18 protein-coding genes are annotated in these 20,543 nt (G+C 54.5%); 2 read left to right on the top strand and 16 right to left on the bottom strand.

Going from position 1 to position 20,543, the window contains the following annotated elements; translation table 11 throughout:
* Positions 1 to 14: 14 nt before the first annotated feature.
* The 10 genes from B9Z46_RS03135 to B9Z46_RS03090 all read right to left on the bottom strand — a co-directional run bounded on the left by B9Z46_RS03135 (position 15) and on the right by B9Z46_RS03090 (position 11,158).
* A complete protein-coding gene (locus tag B9Z46_RS03135; RefSeq protein WP_055360235.1) occupies positions 15 to 584 on the bottom strand; it encodes a CoxG family protein in 570 nt (189 codons plus the stop codon).
* A 22-nt stretch (positions 585 to 606) separates the two neighbouring features.
* Positions 607 to 1,785, bottom strand: a complete 1,179-nt coding sequence (locus B9Z46_RS03130; RefSeq protein WP_055360236.1) for a VWA domain-containing protein — start codon at positions 1,783 to 1,785, stop codon at positions 607 to 609.
* A 12-nt stretch (positions 1,786 to 1,797) separates the two neighbouring features.
* Positions 1,798 to 2,718 (bottom strand): MoxR family ATPase, encoded by a 921-nt coding sequence (locus B9Z46_RS03125; RefSeq protein ID WP_108254487.1) that lies wholly within the window; start codon positions 2,716 to 2,718, stop codon positions 1,798 to 1,800.
* Entirely contained in the window at positions 2,715 to 3,506 is a 792-nt protein-coding gene (locus B9Z46_RS03120) for a xanthine dehydrogenase family protein subunit M (RefSeq protein WP_108254486.1), read from the bottom strand. The genes B9Z46_RS03125 and B9Z46_RS03120 overlap by 4 nt, the downstream gene beginning before the upstream one ends.
* 22 nt (positions 3,507 to 3,528) lie before the next feature.
* Positions 3,529 to 5,904, bottom strand: a complete 2,376-nt coding sequence (locus tag B9Z46_RS03115; protein WP_108254485.1) for a xanthine dehydrogenase family protein molybdopterin-binding subunit — start codon at positions 5,902 to 5,904, stop codon at positions 3,529 to 3,531.
* A gap of 10 nt (positions 5,905 to 5,914) precedes the next feature.
* Positions 5,915 to 6,382, bottom strand: coding sequence for a (2Fe-2S)-binding protein (locus B9Z46_RS03110; RefSeq protein ID WP_055360240.1), 468 nt, complete (start codon positions 6,380 to 6,382; stop codon positions 5,915 to 5,917).
* A gap of 86 nt (positions 6,383 to 6,468) precedes the next feature.
* The gene (locus tag B9Z46_RS03105; RefSeq protein WP_108254484.1) at positions 6,469 to 8,655 is read right to left on the bottom strand and encodes a TRAP transporter permease; all 2,187 of its coding nucleotides are present in this window, start codon (positions 8,653 to 8,655) and stop codon (positions 6,469 to 6,471) included.
* 83 nt (positions 8,656 to 8,738) lie between these two features.
* Positions 8,739 to 9,716 carry a TAXI family TRAP transporter solute-binding subunit gene (locus B9Z46_RS03100; RefSeq protein ID WP_055360242.1) on the bottom strand — a complete coding sequence of 326 codons (978 nt, stop codon included), beginning with the start codon at positions 9,714 to 9,716 and terminating at the stop codon, positions 8,739 to 8,741.
* Between the two features lie 52 nt (positions 9,717 to 9,768).
* A complete protein-coding gene (crcB, locus tag B9Z46_RS03095; RefSeq protein ID WP_055360243.1) occupies positions 9,769 to 10,167 on the bottom strand; it encodes a fluoride efflux transporter CrcB in 399 nt (132 codons plus the stop codon).
* A gap of 49 nt (positions 10,168 to 10,216) precedes the next feature.
* Entirely contained in the window at positions 10,217 to 11,158 is a 942-nt protein-coding gene (locus tag B9Z46_RS03090) for a recombination-associated protein RdgC (RefSeq protein WP_108254483.1), read from the bottom strand.
* A 121-nt stretch (positions 11,159 to 11,279) separates the two neighbouring features.
* Here B9Z46_RS03090 and B9Z46_RS03085 point away from each other — a divergent pair, with 121 nt between their 5' ends.
* Positions 11,280 to 11,972 carry an aspartate/glutamate racemase family protein gene (locus B9Z46_RS03085; RefSeq protein ID WP_233245892.1) on the top strand — a complete coding sequence of 231 codons (693 nt, stop codon included), beginning with the start codon at positions 11,280 to 11,282 and terminating at the stop codon, positions 11,970 to 11,972.
* Here B9Z46_RS03085 and B9Z46_RS03080 read toward each other — a convergent pair.
* Genes B9Z46_RS03080 through B9Z46_RS03070 form a run of 3 tightly spaced genes read right to left on the bottom strand, consistent with a single transcriptional unit; the run spans position 11,941 to position 14,744 of the window.
* Complete coding sequence (locus tag B9Z46_RS03080; RefSeq protein WP_108254482.1) at positions 11,941 to 13,242, bottom strand: TRAP transporter large permease; 1,302 nt, start codon at positions 13,240 to 13,242, stop codon at positions 11,941 to 11,943. The two genes, B9Z46_RS03085 and B9Z46_RS03080, sit on opposite strands and share 32 nt — an antisense overlap.
* Positions 13,243 to 13,244: 2 nt before the next feature.
* Positions 13,245 to 13,754 carry a TRAP transporter small permease gene (locus B9Z46_RS03075; RefSeq protein WP_055360247.1) on the bottom strand — a complete coding sequence of 170 codons (510 nt, stop codon included), beginning with the start codon at positions 13,752 to 13,754 and terminating at the stop codon, positions 13,245 to 13,247.
* Positions 13,755 to 13,760: 6 nt separating this feature from the next.
* Complete coding sequence (locus tag B9Z46_RS03070; protein ID WP_108254481.1) at positions 13,761 to 14,744, bottom strand: TRAP transporter substrate-binding protein; 984 nt, start codon at positions 14,742 to 14,744, stop codon at positions 13,761 to 13,763.
* A 199-nt stretch (positions 14,745 to 14,943) separates the two neighbouring features.
* Here B9Z46_RS03070 and B9Z46_RS03065 point away from each other — a divergent pair, with 199 nt between their 5' ends.
* Entirely contained in the window at positions 14,944 to 18,585 is a 3,642-nt protein-coding gene (locus tag B9Z46_RS03065) for a hydantoinase B/oxoprolinase family protein (protein WP_108254480.1), read from the top strand.
* A gap of 28 nt (positions 18,586 to 18,613) precedes the next feature.
* On the opposite strand, the gene B9Z46_RS03060 is transcribed toward B9Z46_RS03065, so the two are convergent.
* The 3 genes from B9Z46_RS03060 to B9Z46_RS03050 all read right to left on the bottom strand — a co-directional run bounded on the left by B9Z46_RS03060 (position 18,614) and on the right by B9Z46_RS03050 (position 20,501).
* Complete coding sequence (locus B9Z46_RS03060; protein WP_108254479.1) at positions 18,614 to 18,943, bottom strand: helix-hairpin-helix domain-containing protein; 330 nt, start codon at positions 18,941 to 18,943, stop codon at positions 18,614 to 18,616.
* Positions 18,944 to 19,063: 120 nt separating this feature from the next.
* Positions 19,064 to 20,221, bottom strand: coding sequence for a lipopolysaccharide assembly protein LapB (gene lapB, locus B9Z46_RS03055; protein WP_108254478.1), 1,158 nt, complete (start codon positions 20,219 to 20,221; stop codon positions 19,064 to 19,066).
* Positions 20,211 to 20,501: a lipopolysaccharide assembly LapA domain-containing protein gene (locus B9Z46_RS03050; protein ID WP_108254477.1), complete on the bottom strand. Its 291-nt coding sequence runs from the start codon at positions 20,499 to 20,501 to the stop codon at positions 20,211 to 20,213. Before B9Z46_RS03050 ends, lapB begins: the two co-directional genes overlap by 11 nt.
* Positions 20,502 to 20,543 lie beyond the last annotated feature (42 nt).

Raw genomic sequence — 20,543 nt, 5'->3', positions numbered from 1 at the left:
TGATTTGAAGTGCTTCAGCGAATCAAGGTCCAAACAGCACCGGCCGCTACGGCCAGTGCAAGCCAAATCCAAGTGGGGACACTGCCAGAGGCGGGTGTGGCTGCGGGTTCGGGCGATGCCGTTGCGCCTTCTGCTTGGGGGTACTTGGCCTGCAAGGCCTCGTCAAAGCGTTTGAAGAAATCCTCAGCCAAGGATTTGGCCGCACCATCAATCAGGCGTTGGCCCAATTGCGCCAACTTTCCACCGACTGTGGAGTGAACGGTGTATTGCAGCTCGCACCCTTCGGCATGGGGATGCAAAGACACCTTGGACTCGCCTTTGCCAAAGCCTGCCACGCCGCCTTGTGCTTCGAAGTTCAGGGCATACGCGTTAGGCGCTTGAATGTCAGACAGTGTGACCTTGCCTGTGAATTTGGCGGACACAGGGCCAATTTTGATGGCGACGCCCACGTTGTAAACGTTGGGTTCGGTCAATTCAAATTTGTCACAACCGGGAATGCATGATTTCAAAATGGCGGGATCGTTCAATGCATCCCAGGCTTGTGCTTGTGTCACGTGCAAAACGCGTTGTCCTTGCATGTCCATGAGGTGAGTCTCCTAGTGATTCTTAATGTGATTTCAAGAGCTTAGACAAGGCACTGGCCAGTTCTTCTAAGCGCGATAAATTGTGGATGGCCAACATGCCGTTCACATGGCGATTCAACACGCTTGCACCCGTTGCGATGGGCGCATAGCCCTCAAAACGCAGCAAAGGGTTGAGCCAAAGCAAAGAGCGTGTGTGACGCTTGAGCCAAACAAGCTCTGAGTCTAGCGCTTCCGCAGTGCCCGTGTCCAAGCCATCGCTGATTAACAACACCACCGTTCGCCTGCCTGTGAGTTTTTTGGCATGCTGTTTGCGAAATTGCACCAGCGATTGGCCCAACTGAGTGCCACCCGCAAAGTCTTTAATTTGATGGCTGGCCAAGGCCAGCATGTCGTCGGTGTCGCGCAGTTTGAAGGCGGGGTTGAGGTCAGTCAGGCCTGTGCCAAACGCGAACACTTGACGCGGCGTGCCTCGGGTGGCTTGGTGCAAAAAGGCCAGCAGCAAACGGGCGTAGCGTTCCATCGAGCCCGAAATGTCGACCAAGATGAGCAAGGGCAGGGCTTGGGGTTTGCGTTGCATGCGGGGCAGACGCAAAACATCGCCATCTTGGCGCGCGGCCATTTGCATGGTTTTGGCCCAATGCATGCGTTCGCCACGACCGCCAGCACGGGTTCGGCGACCTTGAATTTGGGGCAGGGGCAACTTGACGCGTCGCGCTAATTTCTCGACCAAGTTGAATTCGCTGGCGCTCAGGCTTTGAAAGTCGGCTTGTTGCAAACGCTCACGATCGCTGGCGCTCATGGCAGCGTCAAACTTCAGCTCATCTTCTTTGGGTTTGACGGGATCGTTGTGTTTGTTTTTGGCGGCCAGCGCTTCTTGCACGCGCGACTTGCGAGGCACACCGGGTGTAGCGGTAGGCGCTTTGGGCAGCAACTGCGACAGCAATTGGCGCGTGAGTTCGGGGTCTCTGAAAAATGCAGAGAACATTTGTTCAAACACCACCAGGTCCTCTTGTCGGCTGACCAAGCAGGCTTGAAGGGCGGCAGACAAATCACCTTTGCGTTCAATGCCAACCAGCTGAGTCGATTCAATGGCCAAGCTGATGCGCGACGCATCGATGGGCAAGCCTGCTCTGCGCAAGGCCCTTGCAAAACCCGTGATGTTGTCACTGAGTTTGCCAGTGCGTGCGTCGCCCAACAACATGGTCAAAAATTCTTAAAGGACGGTAGGGGCAGGGGCCAACAAATCGTCAAGCAAAGGCGTGATGGCTGCAATGTCCTCGCGCTGCTTGAACAAAATACCTACGGTGTCTTGAACCACTTCAGGGTCGAGTGTGAGGGTGTCCAAGGCGACCAGGGCTTTGGCCCACTCCACGCTTTCGGCAATGCCGGGAGCGCGCTGAAAGGCACTGGCAAAGGGCTGGCTGCGAAGGCGACCTACAAACTCAGCGACTTGTTCAGTCAACTGCGCGCTGGCCTGAGGCACTTGTGAACGCACCACGGCCAACTCGCGCTCGCGATCGGGGTAATCTATCCAGTGATACAAGCAGCGTCGCTTCACGGCATCGTTCAAATCGCGGGTGCGGTTGCTGGTGAGAATGGTGACCGGTGCCACTTCGGCTTTGATGGTGCCCAGTTCTGGAATGCTGACCTGGTACTCACCCAAATACTCCAGCAAGAACGCTTCGAAGGGCTCGTCCGTGCGATCCACTTCATCGATCAGTAGCAGCGCGCCTGGCGCTTCGGTTTGCAGGGCTTCAAGCAAAGGGCGCTTGACCAAGAAGCGTTTTTGGTAGACCTCACGCTCAATGTCTTGGGGCGTGGCTGCAGAGCCTGCATGCGTAGCCGCTGCGCGCATGTGCAACAACTGGGCTGCATGGTTCCATTCGTAAAGCGCTTCGCGCTGTTCCATGCCGTCGTAGCACTGAAGCCGAATGAGAGGGCGTCCTAAGACTTTGGCCAAGGCTTTGGCCAACTCGGTTTTGCCTACACCCGGTTCGCCTTCAAGAAGCAAAGGGCGCTCTAATTTGAGGCTCAAAAAAACGGCGGTGATGAGCCGCCGTTCCGCGAAATAGCCCACGCCTTCTAAGGCCTGGGCAAGTTCGTCGATGGTTTTGAAAGTGTCTTTTGCGGTCATCCGTTCGCCTGTTTCACCGCCCTTTGGGTTTGCACGGTGATCAGGTGAGCGCGATAGGCCTTTGAAGCGTGCAGGTCGGCATTGAGATCTGTAGAGTCTACCGCGACACCGGCAACTGCTTCGGGTGTGAAGCTTTTGCTTAAAGCGGCTTCAAGGCCGGCATGACGGAACACGCCATTGCCTGCGCCGGTAATGGCCACGCGAGCGCCACCAGCGGTTTGCGCCACAAACACGCCCACCAACGCAAAGCGTGAGGCCGGTTGGTTGAATTTGGCGTACGCCGCTTTGGTGGGAATGGGGAAACTTACGGAGGTGATGATTTCGCCCGCTTCCAAGGCGGTGGTGTACAGGCCTTGGAAAAAGTCGTCGGCTTTGATGGCACGCTTGTCGGTGTTGACCGTGGCACCCAAGGCCAATAAGGCGCTGGGGTAGCAAGCAGCGGGGTCGTTGTTGGCGACTGATCCGCCAATGGTGCCCATGGCGCGCACTTGCTTGTCGCCAATGTTGTTGGCCAAAGCCGCCAAGCCAGGAATGTGCTGCTTGACGTCTGCGTTGTCGGCCACGTCTTGGTGACGCGTCATGGCGCCAATGACGATGTTGTTGCCGTCTTTTTTGACACCGGCCAAACCGCTGATGGCGGCCAGGTCAATCAAAGTTTCGGGTTGCTGCAGGCGTTGCTTCATCGCAGCGATCATGGTTTGACCACCGGCCAAAACTTGGCCACCGGCTTGTGCCAATTTTTGGGCATCGGCCAATGCGGTAGGGCGTTCGTATTTGAATGCGTACATGGTGTGTTCTCCGAATTTCTAATTAATGCTTGGCGGCTTGAATGGCTTCCCACACACGGTGCGGTGTGGCAGGCATGTCAAAGTCTTTGACGCCAAGGGGTGCCAGTGCGTCCAGCACGGCGTTGATCACTGCAGGGGGAGAGCCAATGGCGCCCGCCTCACCACAACCCTTGGTGCCCAAAGGATTGGTGGTGCAGGGGGTGCACTCGTGACCGATGGCGAACTCTGGGAAATCGTCGGCACGGGGCATGGGGTAGTCCATGAAAGAGCCCGTCAAGAGTTGACCGGTTTCTTTGTCGTACACGCAGTTTTCCATGAGGGCTTGGCCAATGCCTTGCACCAAACCGCCATGCACTTGGCCTTCCACAATCATCGGGTTGATGATGGTGCCGAAGTCGTCCACGGCTGTGAACTTGTCCACTTTGGTGACGCCAGTTTGAGGATCAATTTCCACTTCGCAGATGTAAGTGCCTGCAGGGAATGTGAAGTTGGTGGGGTCGTAGAACGCAGTTTCGTTCAGGCCTGGCTCCAACTTATCCAAGGGGTAGTTGTGTGGCACGTAGGCCGTGAGTGCAACGGATCCGAAAGGAACTTTCTTGTCGGTGCCTTTGACGCTGAATTCACCATTGGCAAATTCAATGTCGGCATCGCCAGCTTCCATCAGGTGGGCTGCAATTTTCTTGGCTTTGGCTTCAATTTTGTCGAGGGCGCGCATGAGGGCGGCGCCACCCACAGAAATCGAGCGTGAGCCGTAGGTGCCCATGCCGAATGGCACGCGGCCAGTATCGCCGTGAACGATGTCGACGTTTTCAACCGGAATGCCCAAGCGTGCGGCCACCACCTGTGCAAATGTGGTTTCGTGACCTTGGCCATGGCTGTGTGAGCCGGTGAACACTGTGACGCTGCCTGTGGGGTGAACGCGAACTTCACCGCACTCAAACAAGCCAGCGCGAGCGCCCAAAGCGCCTGCAACATTACTTGGGGCCAAGCCGCAAGCTTCGATGTAGCTGGAGTAACCAATGCCGCGGAGCAAGCCTTTGGCAGCACTGGCCGCTTTGCGGGCAGGGAAGCCTGCCAAGTCGCCCAGTTTGTTGGCGTGGTTCATGAGTGCGTGGAAATCGCCCGTGTCGTACTGCAAAGCCACTGGCGTTTGGTACGGGAACTGTGTGATGAAGTTCTTGCTGCGAATGGCGTCTTGCGTCATGCCCAACTCGAAAGCTGCGCGAGACACAATGCGCTCTAGCAGGTAAGTGGCTTCTGGACGACCTGCCCCGCGGTAAGCATCGACTGGCGCGGTGTTGGTGAACCAGGCATCCACTTCGACATAGACCTGAGGTGTGGCGTATTGGCCAGCCAACAAAGTGGCGTAAAGAATCGTAGGCACCGCTGTTGAGAACGTGGACAAGTAAGCACCCAAGTTGGCATCGGTGTGCACGCGCAAAGCCAAGAACTTGCCGTCTTTGTCGATGGCCAATTCGGCGTGGCTGGAATGGTCACGGCCGTGCGCATCGCTTAAGAAAGCTTCTGAGCGATCGCAGTTCCACTTGATGTTGCGGTTGAGCTTTTTAGAAGCCCAAGTGAGACACACATCTTCAGCGTACAAGTAAATTTTGGCGCCAAAACCACCGCCCACATCGGGAGCAATCACGCGCACTTTGTGTTCGGGCAAACCCATCACAAACGCGGTCATGAGCAGACGCTCGACGTGCGGATTTTGGTTGGACACGTACAGTGTGTATTCGTCGCTGGCGCGGTTGTAGCTGCCAATGGCGGCGCGTGGCTCCATGGGGTTAGGCGCCAAGCGGTTGTTGATCAAATCAAGCTTGGTCACGTGTGCTGCATTGGCAAAGGCAGCGTCGACAGCGGCCTTGTCGCCAATGGCCCAGTTGTAGCAATGGTTGTTGGGGGCTTCTGCGTGCAGGGCTGTGGCCGTTTTGGCTTGACGCACATCGACCACAGCGGGCAACACGTCGTAATCCACTTCGACCAATTCAGCAGCGTTTTTGGCTTGCTCTAAAGTTTCGGCCACCACCATGGCCACGTGGTCGCCCACGTAGCGAACCTTGCCATTGGCAAGAATGGGGTGAGGTGGCTCGTTCATGGGTTTGCCGCTGGTGTCGGTGATCAACCAGCCGCAGGGCAAGCCATTGATCTTGGCGTCGACTACATCGGGGCCGTCGAGCACTGCCACCACACCCGGTGCTGCCAAAGCTGCTGCTTTGTTGATGCTTTTGATATTGGCGTGCGCATGCGGTGAACGCACGAACACAGCGTGCGTCATATTGTCGAGGCGAATGTCGTCGGTGTAGTTGCCAGCGCCCGTGAGGAAACGGTAGTCTTCCTTGCGACGCAAGGCTTCACCGATGTGGGGGAGTTTGGAGAAATCTGATGCACCCATGGTGAGCTCCTTAAGCTTTCATGGCAGCAGAACCTTGCTGCACGGCCTTGACGATGTTTTGGTAACCGGTGCAACGGCACAGGTTGCCCTCGAGCAATTCGCGAATTTCGGTTTCGCTGGCATTGGGGTGGCGCTTGGCGATGTCGACCGCGCTCATGACCATGCCGGGGGTGCAGAAGCCGCACTGCAAGCCGTGACATTCTTTGAATGCCGCTTGCATGGGGTGCATGGTGCCGTCGGCTTGGGCCATGCCTTCAATGGTGGTGACTTCGGCGCCTTGCGCCTGTGCGGTGAGCATGTTGCATGACTTCACTGCACGGCCGTTCACATGAACAGTACAAGCGCCGCATTGGGCGGTATCGCAACCCACGTGGGTGCCAGTGAGTTTGAGGTGCTCGCGCAAGGCTTGAACGAGCAATGTGTTGGGGGCGGCATCAACGGACACTGATTTGCCGTTGACCTTCATTTGAACCTGCATGCGTAACTCCTCGGATTGAATTCGTCCTCCAGTAGATCACGCAGCAAGCAAATGTTCGGTAAGGGCTTTCCCCAATTTTCAACGCATTAGGCCAGCTTAGACCTTCGCCACTGACTGACCACCATGGGAATGACCATGGCCACGCCGACCAAACTGGCCGTCAGGCTAGGTGCAATCATCAGCAAGGCGGCAAACAAGCAAGTGAGCTGTTCCCAGCGTTTCATTTCTACCAAGAGGAACTTGCTCAAAGCAGCTGCCATGAGGGTGATGCCAAAAACGCAGCCGCTAAAGGTAATGATGAAGCTTTCCCAAGTAAACCCTTTGGCCACCAAAAGCAAAGAGGGCGAGAAGACAAAGACAAAAGGAACCAATGCTTTGGCCAGGCCCAAGCGGAAGGCCGTGTTGCCGGTCTTGAAAGGGTCACTGCCAGCCATGCCTGCGGCGGCGTAAGCGGCAAGAGCTACCGGAGGCGTGATATCGGCTAACACGCCGTAATAGAACACAAAGAAGTGCGCAACCAAGGGCTCTACACCCAAGCCCACCAAGGTGGGGGCAGCCACGGTGACCATGATGATGTAGGTGGCTGTGGTGGGCACACCGCAGCCCATCAAGATGCAAACCAGACCGGTCATGGTGAGGGCTGCAAGCAAGGTGAGTGTGTTCAAGGACGCCCAATCTGCAGGGATCCAGCCGCTCATGAAGGCAGAAATGGTTTGCGCTGCTTGCGTGATGATGTAGCTGATCTTGAAGCCCACGCCAGTGAGCGTGACCACACCAATCACGATGCCAACGGTGGCCGCCGCGGCACCCACAGCCAAGGCGTACTTGGCGCCAGTTTCAAGCGCTTCAATCAAGACATGCGGTTCAATGCGGCCGCGTACACCTGCCCAGATGTAGGCAGCAGCGCCGACGATCAAGGCCAATGCAAACAAGACCAATTTGATGGTGCTGTTGTCATTGCCAAAATCGGAGAAGGCGATGGTCATCAAAATGACATGCATGACCACCAAGAGGCCCCAGTTCTTGAGTTGATTGCCACTGATTTTGGTGGACATGCCCACAATGGCACATGAGCTGATGCCCACAAATGCCGCCAAATAAGGCGTGCGACCTGAAACCAAAATGCTGATCAGCAAGCCCAAAGGAATGAGGGTGGGCCATCGCATTTTGAGTGACTCGGCCAAACGTGGCATTTCTTCTTCTGTGAGTCCGCGCAGGCCATATCGCTTGGCTTCAAAGTGCACTTGCATGAACACGCCAAAGAAGTGCATGAACGCAGGCACCACCGATGCGGCAATGATGGTTTGGTAGGGTACGTTCAAGAATTCGATCATCAAGAACGCTGCAGCACCCAGCACGGGCGGTGTAATTTGTCCGCCTGTGGATGAGGCTGCTTCAACCGCTGCCGCAAAGTGCTTTTTATAGCCCACACGAATCATGGCGGGAATGGTGAGCGAGCCCACCGTGACGGCATTGGCCACGGAGGAGCCACTCAACATGCCAAACAGGGCCGAGCCAAATACGCTGACTTTGGCAGGGCCACCGGCATAACGTCCGGCAATGCTAGAGGCAACGTCTAAGAACAATTGTCCCAAGCCAATGCGTGTGGCCATGACGCCAAACAACACAAAGTGAAAAACATAAGTGGCCACCACGCCCACCGCCACGCCGTAAATGCCTTGGCTGGTGAGGTACTGGTGATTGATCATCATGGACCAATTGGCGCCAGCATGTTTGAGCAAACCGGGGAAGTAGGGGCCAAGCAATGCATAAGCCGTGAAGCCAATCGCGATCAGTGGCAAAGGCCAGCCCATGGAGCGCCGTGTGGCTTCCAGCAAGGTGATGAACAGAATGCTGCCCATGATGACGTCCATGTTGCTGGGGTTGCCCACGCGGAACATCAGGTCATCAAAGACGTAGGGGATGTACAAAACGCTCAATGCGCAAGCACCTGCCAACAGCCAGTCCACCAGCGGCACACCACCTGGATTTAAAAACGAACTTTTGAGGTCGCGATTGGCAGAACTGCTACTGAAAGCAAACACCAAAAAAATCATGCCCAACACAAAGGCCAAGTGCACGCCGCGGTGCGTGATTTCTTGCAGCAAGCCAAAGCCTGCGGTGTAGTAGTGAAAGCAAGACAGGGCAATCAAGAGCCATTTGACGATTTGCGTGGCAGGCGGCAAGGTGGGCCGAAAGCGCATTTCGGGATCAAACTGTTCTTCGAGTTCTTGTAGTTTTTGATCGTCGGGGAGCAGGGTGGCAGCGGTCATGTGAATACTCTGGAAACTTCAAGTAATAACGGGCGAGTTAACCTGAAGTTAACCCGCCCGTTGGCATTTAACGAAACGTTAAATTATTTCAAGACACCGGCTTCGCGGTAGAACTTTTCTGCACCGGGGTGGAAAGGAATGCCAGCACCTTGCACAGCATTTTTCAAGGTGATCAGCTTGCCCTTGGCGTGGCCAGCGGCCAATGCTTTTTGGGTGGACTCGCTGTACAAAGCTTTGGTGATTTGGTAGATGGTTTCTGTGTCAGCTTTGGCGCTGGTCACCCACTGGGCGCCCACAGACAAAGTGTTCACAGCGTCAACATCTTTGTAGGTGGCAGCAGGCACACTGTCGTTGGCAAAGAAGGAGCTGGTGCTGCGCAAGGCTTGCGCTTGAGCACCGTCAATGGGCAACAAGGCAATGCCGCCGCCACTAGAAGCCAATTCGGCAATGGCGCCAGCCGGTGCACCGCCCACGAAGAAGAAGGCATCCAAAGCGCCGTCTTTCATTTTGTCAGCCGCTTGGTTGGGCTTGATGTACTCGGGCTTGATTTCGGATTCTTTGATGTTGTAGGCGGCCAAGATCAAACGGGCATTGACCAGCGTGCCAGAGCCTGGCTCGTCCAAGGCAACGCGCTTGCCTTTGAGTTCAGCAATGCTTTTGATGCCAGAAGATTTTTTGACCACCACGTGAATGGTTTCAGGGTAGAGGTTGGCGATGAGGCGCAAATCTGGAATATTGGGCTTGCCTTCGTAGATGCCCGTGCCTTTTTGGGCCCAAGTGGCCACGTCAGACTGAGAGAAACCTGATTCCATGGCGCCACTGGCCACGCCATTGACGTTGGCCACAGAGCCATTGGTGGCCTGTGCAGTGGCAATCAGTTTGCCTGGTACAGACACCGCGTTGGCAATCATGCCGCCCACGGGGTAGTAAGTGCCTGCTGTACCGCCTGTGCCAATGCGGAAGAAAGCTTGTGCTTGTGCGCTGGTGCTCACGGTCAAAGCCAAGGGGAGTGCCACAGCCACACCAAGGGCTAGGCGACGTGCAATGTGATTCAGGGTCATAGGTGCTCCAAGTAAAACCAAACAATGTTGCAGTAGACCTCATTCCCCAGATTTAGGGCATAGGACTAATACCGATTAATTTGACAGTGTAAAGCCCAAAATAAGTCAAAACCAGGGAACCCAGCAAATGAATGCCTGCCGTAAACAGGGCCAGGGCCAGTCGACCCTGTTGCAACATGCCCACCACTTCAGCGGAAAACGTGGAAAAGGTGGTCAGTGCGCCTAAAAAGCCCGTGACGCACAACAAGCGCCACTCGGGTGCCAGTTGGGGCATGTTTTGAAAAATACCCACGCACAATCCAATGAGGTAGCCGCCGATCAAGTTGGCGGCCAAGGTGCCCCATGGCAATAAACCATCATCTGATGTGCTGGGGTTGAGCCACAACCCCAATTGCCAGCGCGCCAAAGCGCCCAGGCAAGCACCGAAGCAAATGGCAATGACGGCAAACATGGCAGTGATCCTTGTGAATTAAATCAAATGGGCGACAGCAGCATGAGGCTTAAAAGGGTGGGCCTTCCTCTGAAGAGGCGGCTTCTGCAAACACATTCTCGCCGCCTAAGGCGGTGACCACGTCTTTGATGAGTGGGCCTAACATGCCGGTGCTCAGAACCACATCGGCATCGAACTTGTCATCGCCTTCGGTGCCAATGGCTTCAGGCTCTGTGCCGTCTAGAAAGCTGACTTTTTTGAACTGCAAATTGTCGGTGAGCACAAAGCTGGCTTTGCCTTCCCAGCTGAGGCCCAGCTGTGTGGGCAGCTTGCCATCGCGCACATGCTTGCGCACTTCGTCGGTGTTGAGCACGTGGCGGGTGTACTTGACCATGGGTTGGTCTTCCGCGCCCGATTTGAGGACGCATTCTTTTCCAACACTTAAAGCAGGTGGCAGCTCGTGCGGGTCGGTGGCCAACAACCAAGCGGCCATGCCGGTTTGGGGCGACATGGCCGTTTGCAGCAAGTTGAGGTCGAGCCCTGGCAACGCGCGCACCAATTGGGTGATGACCTCGTCGGCCTTGCTGGTGCTGCCAGCATCGATGGCCAACAAGCGGTCTTTGGGGTTGATCCACACCATGACGGCACCTTGCTTGGCAAAGGCTTGGGGCAACAGGCTGTGCAAAATGTCTTCGCGCATTTCGCGTTGCTCTTTTTTACCGGGCTTGCGGCCGGTTTTTTCCTCAATGTCTTTGGCCTGCAACTCGGCTTTGCGCTTGACGACGGAAGTGGGGACGGCCTTGGTCTCGATCAACAATTTGGCAATCCATTGACCGCCTATGGACTCTAGCAAGGGACCATGGGCGACGCCGCGTGGCTCGGTCCAGCCGACCGATTTGTCTTGACCGGGGGAGCACTCTACAAAACGATTGGCAGCCAGTGCTGTTTCAATCTCGGGAACTGTCGCCACCCAATTTGGCCCAATTCGATAGGCCATTACATTTTTAAACACGAAATTCCTTTGGGTATTCTTTGACTTGAGGTCAAATTAATCGACATCATAGGGTGTTAATTTTGAATCAAAATCAGCCACACTTCGTCTCATGATCAGGAATTCTTTGTTACCCAACTTAATGGCACGCAAACGCTGGGGTGTGTTGATGTTGGACACGCAATTTCCGCGTTTGCTGGGCGATATTGGCTGCCCTGAAGGCTGGCCATTTGACTTGATGTATCAAAAAGTGCCCGGCATGTTTCCCCAAGAAATTGTGCGCAGCGCCGATAGTCTGAAGCAGCACTTGGTGCTGCCAGCCTTTGTCAATGCCAGTCGACAATTGATCGCGCAGGGCGCTGAAGGCATCACCACCAGTTGCGGCTTTTTGGTCTTGCTGCAAAACGAATTGCAAGCAACATTGCCAGTGCCTGTGATCAGTTCTAGTTTGTTGTGTTTGCCACAATTGTTGGCAGTGCATGACACGGTGGGTGTCTTAACGATGGACGATGAAGCTTTGGGGGCTGCACATTTTCTGGCAGCAGGTGTCGCAGTCAAAGACTTGTCTCGGTTGCGCGTGCAGGGTGTTCAAAAAAACGAAGCTTTTGCCTTGGCTATTATGGGAAACCAATTGGAAATGGATGTTGCAGCTGCTCAGAAAAGTGTGGTGTCAGCAGCATTGCGTTTGAAGCAAAAAGCCCCCGAAGTGAAGCATGTGGTTTTGGAGTGCACCAACATGCCGCCTTATGCGGGGGCCATACAAGTGGCTACAGGCTGGCAACTGCACAGCCTGTATCAACTGCTTACAACTTCATCTGCTGAGGCATCCAAGTAACGATGCCAGGGAAGAAGTAAATTAACAAAACGGCCAACACCATCAAGAAGAACATGGGCAGTGTGGCTTTGGCAATCCACAGCAAGTCTTTGCCGGTCATGCCTTGCAACACAAACAAATTAAAACCCACAGGTGGGGTAATTTGAGCCATTTCAACCACCAGCACAATGAAGATGCCAAACCACAAGGGGTCGATACCGGCTTTTTGCACGGTGGGCATGATGACGCCCATGGTGAGGACCACCATCGAGATGCCATCTAAGAAGCATCCCAAGACCACGTAAAAAACGGTCAGCGCCAGAATCAATTCAAATTGGCTCAGACCCAAAGTGGCAATCCATTCTGCCAAGTGCCGCGGCAAACCGATATAACCCATGGACAGCGTCAAGAACGAGGCCCCAGCCAAGATCAGGGCAATCATGCAGTAAAGCCGTGTTGCACCCATCAGAGCTTCTTTGAAGCTTGCCCGATTCAAGGACCCTTGAGCTGAAGACGAAAGCATGGCACCTACAACGCCAACTGCTGCTGCTTCAGTGGCAGTGGCAATGCCAGCGTAAATAGAACCAAGCACAGCAGCAATCAACAACACGACAGGAATCAGGCTGCCCGATTCGCGAATCTTTTCCATGAAGGTGTATTGACGATCGTTGGCAGGAACCTGTTCTGGATGTCGCAATGCCCAGTAAATGATGTAACCCGAAAACAAACAAGCCAACATAAGACCAGGCAAAATGCCGGCAATGAACAATTTGGCGATGGAAACGTCTGCCGTTACGCCGTAAACGATCATGATGATGGATGGCGGAATCAGCAGTCCCAAAGTTCCAGCGCCTGCCAAGGTGCCAATGACCATGTTGTCTGGATAACCTCTTTTCGACAGCTCAGGCAAAGTCATCTTGCCAATGGTGGCGCAAGTGGCCGCCGAAGAACCCGATACCGCTGCAAAAATGGTGCATCCCGCCACATTGGTGTGCAAGAGGCGACCCGGTAAAGCTTGGAGCCAGGGTGCCAAGCCTTTGAACATGTCTTGACTGAGTCGCGTTCTAAAAAGAATTTCTCCCATCCAAATGAACAAAGGCAATGCTGTGAGGGTCCAGCTGGAAGAGGATCCCCAGATGGTGACGGCCATGGCGTCGCCAGCAGGACGGCTGCTGAACAATTGCATGCCCACCCAAGCCACGCCTGACAAGGACAAGCCAATCCAGACGCCACTGCCCAAAATGAGAAACAGCGTTGCAACCAGCAGCGCTGTGATCAGTAAATCATTCATAGTTACTCGTTGTGTAACGCTTCATCTGAATTCAAGGCAACTCGTTTGCCCAGAATTTCCAAAATCAATTCGTCGATGAAAGCGATCGCCAAAACCACGGTACCAAGTGCCATGGAAATTTGTGGAATCCACAAGGGCGTTGCATCATTGCTGGTGGAAATGTCGTGGAAGGTGTATGACTGCCAAGACAAACGAATGCTGTAGTACGCCATGAGGCAGGCTAAAAAAGTGGCCATGCCCAATGCCCACAATTCAATGCCTTTGAGCCAGCCGCCTTTGAATCGGCTGATGAGTACCGTGACACGAATGTGCTCGCCTTTTTTCAAGGTGTGCGCCAAAGCCAAGAAGCCACTGGCGGCCATGCAATAGCCCGCATAAGCATCTGTGCCTCTGATGTGAAAGTTAAATTCACGGCCAATGATGGACATCAAAACCATCGCGAGCATGGCGCACATGAAAAGCGCCGCCAAAGCGGCGGCGCTGTCATAAATGCGGTTTAACAAACTGCGCATTGTGAATCAAAGCTTGTTGTAGGCATCGACCAAAGCTTTGCCCTCAGGACCCGCTTTTTCAAGCCATTCCTTCAACATCACATCGCCTACTTTTTTCATGTCGGCTTTGAGCTGTGCAGATGGTGTGACGATGTTCATGCCGTTCTTTTTGAGCAAGTCAATGTATTCACCGTTCTTGGCTTGAGATACTTTCCAGCCGCGTGCGTCTGCATCAGCGCCTGCTTTTAAAACGGCTTGTTTGGTGCCGGCGTCGAGGGCATCAAATGCGGCTTTGTTCATGATGACCGCATTTTTGGGCAGCCAAGCTTGTGTGTCGTACCAGTACTTGATGTGCTCGTAAGTTTTGGTGTCGTAGCCAGTTGAGCCTGAAGACATGTAGCTTTCAACCACACCTGTTGCCATAGCTTGCGAGAGCTCGGCTGCTTGCACAGTGACAGGCTGAGCGCCAACCAATTCGGCTATGCGGGCTGTGGATGGGCTGTAAGCGCGCCATTTCACACCCTTCAAATCTGCGGCCGAGTTGATGGGCTTCTTCACATAGATGCCTTGTGGTGGCCATGCCACTGCATACAACAAGATCATGCCTTGCTCAGCCAGTTTCTTTTCCAAGAAAGGACGTTGAGCTTTGTAGAGTTTGAAAGATTCTTCATAGCTGTCAGCCAAGAAGGGCAGTCCATCGGCGCCAAACAATTGCCATTCATTTTGGAAGTTGGCCAACAAGATTTCACCAATTTGTGCTTGACCACCTTGCACAGCACGCTTGATTTCAGGCGCTTTGAACAATGACGCATTGGCATGCACGGTAATCTTCAATTTGCCGCCAGAAGCTTTTTCAACATCGTTGGCAAATTGCACCAAATTTTCGGTGTGAAAGTTGTTGGCGGGGTAGGCTGCCGGCAAGTCCCACTTAGTCTGGGCTTGGACGGATGCAATGCCACCCATGGCCAACACAGTGGTGATAAGGGCTTTGGAAATTAAACGTCTTTTCATAGGTGCTCCATTGAATGAAAAAAAAATCGGAAAGCATTGCAAGAATAGCACTGACTGCAAATGCAAAATACAGGCCCGGCTTGGTAGAAACGCGATGTTCATCACGAAGATGAGTCTGAAAGGTTTAACATCTCGTTCAATATCAATTGAAAACAGCCCTCAACAGGGCTGAATTGCGCTGTCATTTTAAGGAAAATCAATGTCGAGCTTACCGTCCAGTCCGTTGTGGCAATTCTGGATTGACAGAGGGGGCACATTCACAGACATCGTGGGCAAACAGCCTGATGGTCAGTTGGTCACTCACAAACTGTTGTCTGAAAATCCTGATCAGTACAAAGACGCAGCGGTGGCGGGTATTCGCCATTTGTTAGGGTTGAAATCGAACGAGCCAGTAAGCCCCAATTTGGTGAGTTGCGTCAAGATGGGCACCACAGTGGCCACCAATGCACTGTTAGAGCGAAAAGGTGAGCGCACCTTGTTGGTGACCACGCAAGGTTTCCGTGACGCTTTGCGAATTGCTTATCAAAACCGTCCGCGCTTGTTTGACCGCAATATCGTCTTGCCTGAATTGCTCTACAGCGAGGTGATTGAAGCGCAAGAGCGCATGTCGGCGCGAGGTGAAGTGATTGAAGCGCTGCATGTCGATGCATTGCGCGCGCAATTGCAAACTCAATTTGATGCTGGCATTCGCAGCGTGGCCATTGTGTTCATGCACGCTTATCGTTATTCGCAACACGAAGTTTTGGCTGCGCAGTTGGCGCGTGAAATTGGCTTCACGCAAATCAGCACCTCCCATCAAACCAGTCCCTTGATGAAGTTTGTCAGCCGCGGTGACACCACCGTTGTCGATGCCTATTTATCACCCATCTTGCGCCGCTATGTCGACCAAGTGGCGAGTGAAATGCCAGGCGTCAAGCTGATGTTCATGCAGTCATCCGGTGGTCTGACAGACGCGCACGCCTTTGCGGGCAAGGATGCCATTTTGAGTGGTCCTGCTGGGGGCATTGTGGGCATGGCGCGCACCGCCGAAGGCGCGGGTCACGACAAAGTGATTGGCTTTGACATGGGCGGCACGTCTACGGATGTGTCGCACTATGCAGGTCAGTTTGAGCGCGAGTTTGAAACGCAAGTGGCAGGCATTCGCATGCGTGCGCCCATGATGAGCATTCACACCGTGGCGGCCGGAGGTGGTTCTTTGTTGCAATTTGATGGCGCGCGTTTGCGTGTGGGTCCGCAAAGCGCTGGTGCCAATCCAGGGCCGGCCAGTTACAGACGTGGTGGCCCTTTGGCGGTCACAGATGCCAACGTGTTGGTGGGCAAAGTGCAGCCCGACTTCTTCCCCGCTGTGTTTGGTCCTGAGGGCAATCAGCGTTTAGACAAGCAGGCTGTCGCAGAACGTTTTGATGTTTTGTCTCAGCAAATGAACCGACCCGCCGAAGCCATTGCCGATGGTTTTCTGCGGATTGCAGTGCAGCAGATGGCGAACGCCATCAAGAAAATCTCAGTGGCGCGCGGCTACGACGTCACGCGCTACACCTTGCAATGTTTTGGGGGCGCTGGTGGGCAGCACGCTTGTATGGTGGCCGATGCACTGGGCATGAAACAAGTCTATGTGCACCCCTTGGCGGGGGTGTTGTCTGCGTATGGCATGGGCTTGGCCGATCAGAGTTTGATTCGGGAACAAGCGGTAGAGTTGCGGCTGACGCCAGAGGCCATGCCAGCTTTGTTGGCGCCTCTTCAAAGTTTGGGCGATGCAGCGCGCGCTGCTTTGTCTCAGCAAGCCTTGGGCGATGCCATTGAATTGCACCAGCGCGTGCATGTGCGGTACGAAGGCAGTGATTCCGCCTTGGTGGTCAGCATGGGCAGCTTGGAAGAAATAACCGCGCGATTCGAGCAGGCTTACCGTCAACGCTTTGCATTTTTAATGACGGGCAAGGCCCTCATGGTGGAAGCCGTTTCAGTCGAGGCTTTGATCAAAGGAGACGCTGCGGTTGAAGTGCCACGATCGGTGAACCCTGTGCGGGATGTCCCCAAACGAGCTACCGTGCGCATGTACGCTGCAGGCTCCGATGGTGAATCGCGCTGGTGGGATGCCGGCTTGTTTGTGCGCGAAGACTTGCGTATCGGTGATGTGATTGCAGGACCCGCCATCATTGCAGAGAAAAACGCCACCACAGTGGTCGAGCCTGGCTGGCAAGCGCAAGTCACTGCGCTGGACCATCTGTTGCTGAACCGTGTGGAAGTGCGTCAAACCAAACATGCAGCTGGCACCACGGTCGATCCAGTGTTGTTGGAAGTGTTCAACAACCTGTTCATGAACATTGCCGAGCAAATGGGTTTGCAATTGCAAAACACCGCTTATTCGGTGAACATCAAAGAGCGTCTTGATTTTTCATGCGCTTTGTTCAATGCCCAAGGCCACTTGATAGCCAATGCGCCTCACATGCCCGTGCACTTGGGCAGCATGGGAGAAAGCATCAAAACCGTCATCCGTGAAAACGCAGGCAAGATGCACCGCGGGGATGTGTTTGTGCTCAATGACCCGTATCACGGCGGCACGCACTTGCCGGATGTGACGGTCATCACGCCCGTATTTTTAGAAGGTGCAACGCAGCCAGAGTTTTATGTAGGCTCGCGTGGTCACCATGCTGACATAGGCGGCACCACACCGGGCTCGATGCCACCTTTCTCCACCACCATTCAAGAAGAAGGCGTGCAAATCAACAACTTCAAGTTGGTGTCTGAAGGCGTTTTGCAGGAGCAGGGCATGTTGGACTTGTTGGCCAGCGGCCAATACCCCAGTCGCAATCCGCAACAGAACATGGCCGATTTGCGTGCTCAGTTGGCCGCCAACGAAAAGGGTGTGCAAGAGTTGCACAAAATGGTGGCTGAGTTTGGCTTGGATGTGGTTCAGGCCTACATGCGCCATGTGCAAGACAACGCTGAAGAATCGGTGCGCCGCGTGATCACGCGCTTGAAAGATGGCGTCTTCACCTTGCCCCTCGACAATGGCGCGCAAATTCAAGTGGCCGTTCGGGTGGATGCCAAAAACCGCAGTGCAGAAATTGATTTCACAGGGACCAGTGCGCAGCAGACCAACAACTTCAATGCGCCCACAGCGGTGTGCATGGCGGCGGTGTTGTATGTGTTCAGAAGTTTGGTCAACGACGACATTCCGCTGAATGCGGGTTGTTTGAAACCCTTGAACGTGATCATTCCCGAAGGCTGCATGCTCAACCCCAATTTCCCAGCCTCCGTGGTGGCGGGCAATGTAGAAACATCGAGCTGCATCACCAATGCCTTGTTTGGCGCTTTGGGTGTGATGGCGGGCAGTCAACCCACCATGAACAACTTCACTTTTGGCAATGCCAAGTACCAGTACTACGAAACCATTTCGGGCGGCAGTGGTGCCGGTGTGATGGTGGACGAGGCAGGGCACATCACATCGGGCTTCAACGGTACTTCGGTGGTCCAGACGCACATGACCAATTCACGGCTGACAGATCCTGAAATTTTAGAATTCCGATTCCCTGTTCGCTTGGAAAGTTATGCCATGCGCGAAGGCTCGGGTGGGCAAGGTAAATGGCATGGCGGCATGGGCGGTGTGCGTCGCATTCGCTTCTTGGAGCCGATGACAGCCAGCATTTTGTCCAATGGCCGCGTTCACCCCGCTTTTGGCATGGCCGGTGGCAAAGCCGGTGCACCAGGCATCAACCAAGTGCAGCGTGTCGATGGCCGCGTGGAGGTGCTGAAGCACATTGGCCAAGTGGAAATGGCACCGGGCGATGTGTTTGAAATTCACACGCCTGGTGGAGGCGGTTACGGCACCCCTCAAGCTTGAAAAGTTCAAACTCAAAGGGCTGTCGACTTCAGGACTTGGCCGCTTTGGGTTTGTCGGTTGGTTTGCCTTTGGCCGGTTCAACGGCCGCGCCGCCCTGATAGCCCGAACCATTGACCGTGAGGCCTTGTGCTGAAAACTTGGCGGAACTTTTCTCGCCCATGCCACTGACGCGGTGCATCAAGTCGGGCCAGTCTTTGTAATTGCCTTTGTTGCGCTCTTTCAAAATTTTGCCGGACAAAGAAGGGCCAATGCCTTTGATGCCATCTAATTCTGCGGCGCTGGCTTTGTTGACGTCAACGGCTGCAAAACTGCTGAGTGAAAACAGCAGGGCGGTGGTGGTTAAGATCTTTTTCAACATGTTGAATTCCTAAGTTGGGCATCACCCCAACGGTGATGCAAACCCGATTCAACTGCTGATTCAACTGCAGAAGTGCATTCTGCAATTCAAGGTGAGTGCAAGCAATGCCTTGAAAGTGTTTTAGAGTTCTTCGACGCGGCGTGGTGGGTAACTGTCCCAGGCTTGGCAGCCAGGGCAGTGCCAGAAATGCTCCTTGGCTTCAAAGCCGCAGGCTGCGCAGCGATAACGCGCCAAAGGCCGTGAAGCTTGCTCAAGGGCTTTTTGCACCGGTGCCCGCGTGTCGTCAGTACCTAAATCGGCACCTGCCAACCAGCGAGAGGCGGCCAACAAAGAGGGTTGCTTTTGAAGGTGCTCGATGTAGCGTTGCCTAACTTGCTGCTCTGCGTCGGTGCCGGTTTTTTCCAAGGCCACAATGGCGTCCATCACATCAATGCATGGGCTTTGAGCGTAGTGTTGCTGAAGCAAGGACAAAGCTGCAGGCACCTGATGGGCCGCCTGAGCGGCACGCACCAAACTTGCAGCGGCCAAAGGCGCAGCCACAGAACCCGATTCAAACAATTGACTTAGCGTGGCGCAAGCTTGCAGTGCTTGTCCTTGGTTCAGCTGAAGCTGTCCTAGCAATAGGCGAGGGCGAGGGGCATCTGGTGCTTCGGTCATGGCATTCAGCAGCAACTGCGCTGCGCCAGATGCATCGCCATTGGCGTTGAGTTCGCGCGCTTGTTCACACAAGTAATGGGCTTTGCGAACAGAAAAGCTGACTTCGCCAGACGCTTCCAATTGGGTGGCCACTTCGCGGGCTTGAGGCCATTCACGCGAACGTTCGTAAATGGCCAAGCGTGCCAATCTGGCTTGGCCTTCAAAGCTGGTGCCTTCTAACTTGCGCAGAGCGTCTTCGGCGCGGTCTAACAAGCCTGCTTTGACAAAGTCTTTGGCCAATGCGTTTTGTGCGCGCTGACGGTCTGCTGCACTCAGATCGCCTCTTGACAGCAAGTGCTCGTGCACCCGAACGGCGCGCTCGTATTCGCCGCGGCGGCGAAATAAGTTGCCTAAGGCAAAGTGCAACTCGGAGGTGTCGGGATCGTTTTGGACGGCCTCGATGAAAGCGTCAATGGCCTTGTCTTGTTGCTCGTTGAGCAAGAAGTTCAGACCTTTGAAATAGGCGCGTGGTGCTTGGCGGTTGTCGATGCGCAACTGACGCAAGTCGAGTCGAGAAGCTAACCAACCGAGACCAAAGGCTGCAGGCAGGCCAATCAAAATCCAAATGAGGTCAAGTTCCATGCGGTACTTCCGGTTGGGCTTCTGCGCTGCTGGATGCCGGTGCTTGAACGGCCTTGGCAGCTTGGCGTTGGCGCCACCAGCGCGGGACCATGCCCAGCACGCCCACCACCATGCCCAAAGCGAAAGCAATCAAAACAATCAACACCATGGGAGAGCGCCATTGCGTGCCAAAAAAGAAATACACCTTGGCTTCGTGCTGATTGTTCAGCGCGAAGGCAAACAAGGTAAAAAAGACGGCCGCATTCAGTGTCCACTGAAGCAGCTTGAGAAATTGTTTCATGAATGGCCTCAGGCAGCCCTGTCATTCTAAAGCGATGCTGCA

Origin of the sequence: Limnohabitans sp. Hippo4, assembly GCF_003063605.1 — a bacterium.
GTDB lineage: Bacteria > Pseudomonadota > Gammaproteobacteria > Burkholderiales > Burkholderiaceae_C > Limnohabitans_A.
This window is presented reverse-complemented; position numbering and strand designations above follow the sequence as displayed.

Bases quoted from the DNA above. Each gene is read 5' to 3' on its own strand.
- crcB (WP_055360243.1), bottom strand. From the start codon at position 10,167: ATGTTTGCCGTCATTGCCATTTGCTTCGGTGCTTGCCTGGGCGCTTTG.
- B9Z46_RS03105 (WP_108254484.1), bottom strand. From the start codon at position 8,655: ATGACCGCTGCCACCCTGCTCCCCGACGATCAAAAACTACAAGAACTC.
- B9Z46_RS03135 (WP_055360235.1), bottom strand. From the start codon at position 584: ATGGACATGCAAGGACAACGCGTTTTGCACGTGACACAAGCACAAGCC.
- B9Z46_RS03100 (WP_055360242.1), bottom strand. From the start codon at position 9,716: ATGACCCTGAATCACATTGCACGTCGCCTAGCCCTTGGTGTGGCTGTG.
- B9Z46_RS03120 (WP_108254486.1), bottom strand. From the start codon at position 3,506: ATGTACGCATTCAAATACGAACGCCCTACCGCATTGGCCGATGCCCAA.
- B9Z46_RS03065 (WP_108254480.1), top strand. From the start codon at position 14,944: ATGTCGAGCTTACCGTCCAGTCCGTTGTGGCAATTCTGGATTGACAGA.
- B9Z46_RS03110 (WP_055360240.1), bottom strand. From the start codon at position 6,382: ATGCAGGTTCAAATGAAGGTCAACGGCAAATCAGTGTCCGTTGATGCC.
- B9Z46_RS03125 (WP_108254487.1), bottom strand. From the start codon at position 2,718: ATGACCGCAAAAGACACTTTCAAAACCATCGACGAACTTGCCCAGGCC.
- B9Z46_RS03070 (WP_108254481.1), bottom strand. From the start codon at position 14,744: ATGAAAAGACGTTTAATTTCCAAAGCCCTTATCACCACTGTGTTGGCC.
- B9Z46_RS03085 (WP_233245892.1), top strand. From the start codon at position 11,280: ATGGCACGCAAACGCTGGGGTGTGTTGATGTTGGACACGCAATTTCCG.
- B9Z46_RS03130 (WP_055360236.1), bottom strand. From the start codon at position 1,785: ATGTTGTTGGGCGACGCACGCACTGGCAAACTCAGTGACAACATCACG.
- B9Z46_RS03050 (WP_108254477.1), bottom strand. From the start codon at position 20,501: ATGAAACAATTTCTCAAGCTGCTTCAGTGGACACTGAATGCGGCCGTC.
- B9Z46_RS03075 (WP_055360247.1), bottom strand. From the start codon at position 13,754: ATGCGCAGTTTGTTAAACCGCATTTATGACAGCGCCGCCGCTTTGGCG.
- lapB (WP_108254478.1), bottom strand. From the start codon at position 20,221: ATGGAACTTGACCTCATTTGGATTTTGATTGGCCTGCCTGCAGCCTTT.
- B9Z46_RS03060 (WP_108254479.1), bottom strand. From the start codon at position 18,943: ATGTTGAAAAAGATCTTAACCACCACCGCCCTGCTGTTTTCACTCAGC.
- B9Z46_RS03115 (WP_108254485.1), bottom strand. From the start codon at position 5,904: ATGGGTGCATCAGATTTCTCCAAACTCCCCCACATCGGTGAAGCCTTG.
- B9Z46_RS03080 (WP_108254482.1), bottom strand. From the start codon at position 13,242: ATGAATGATTTACTGATCACAGCGCTGCTGGTTGCAACGCTGTTTCTC.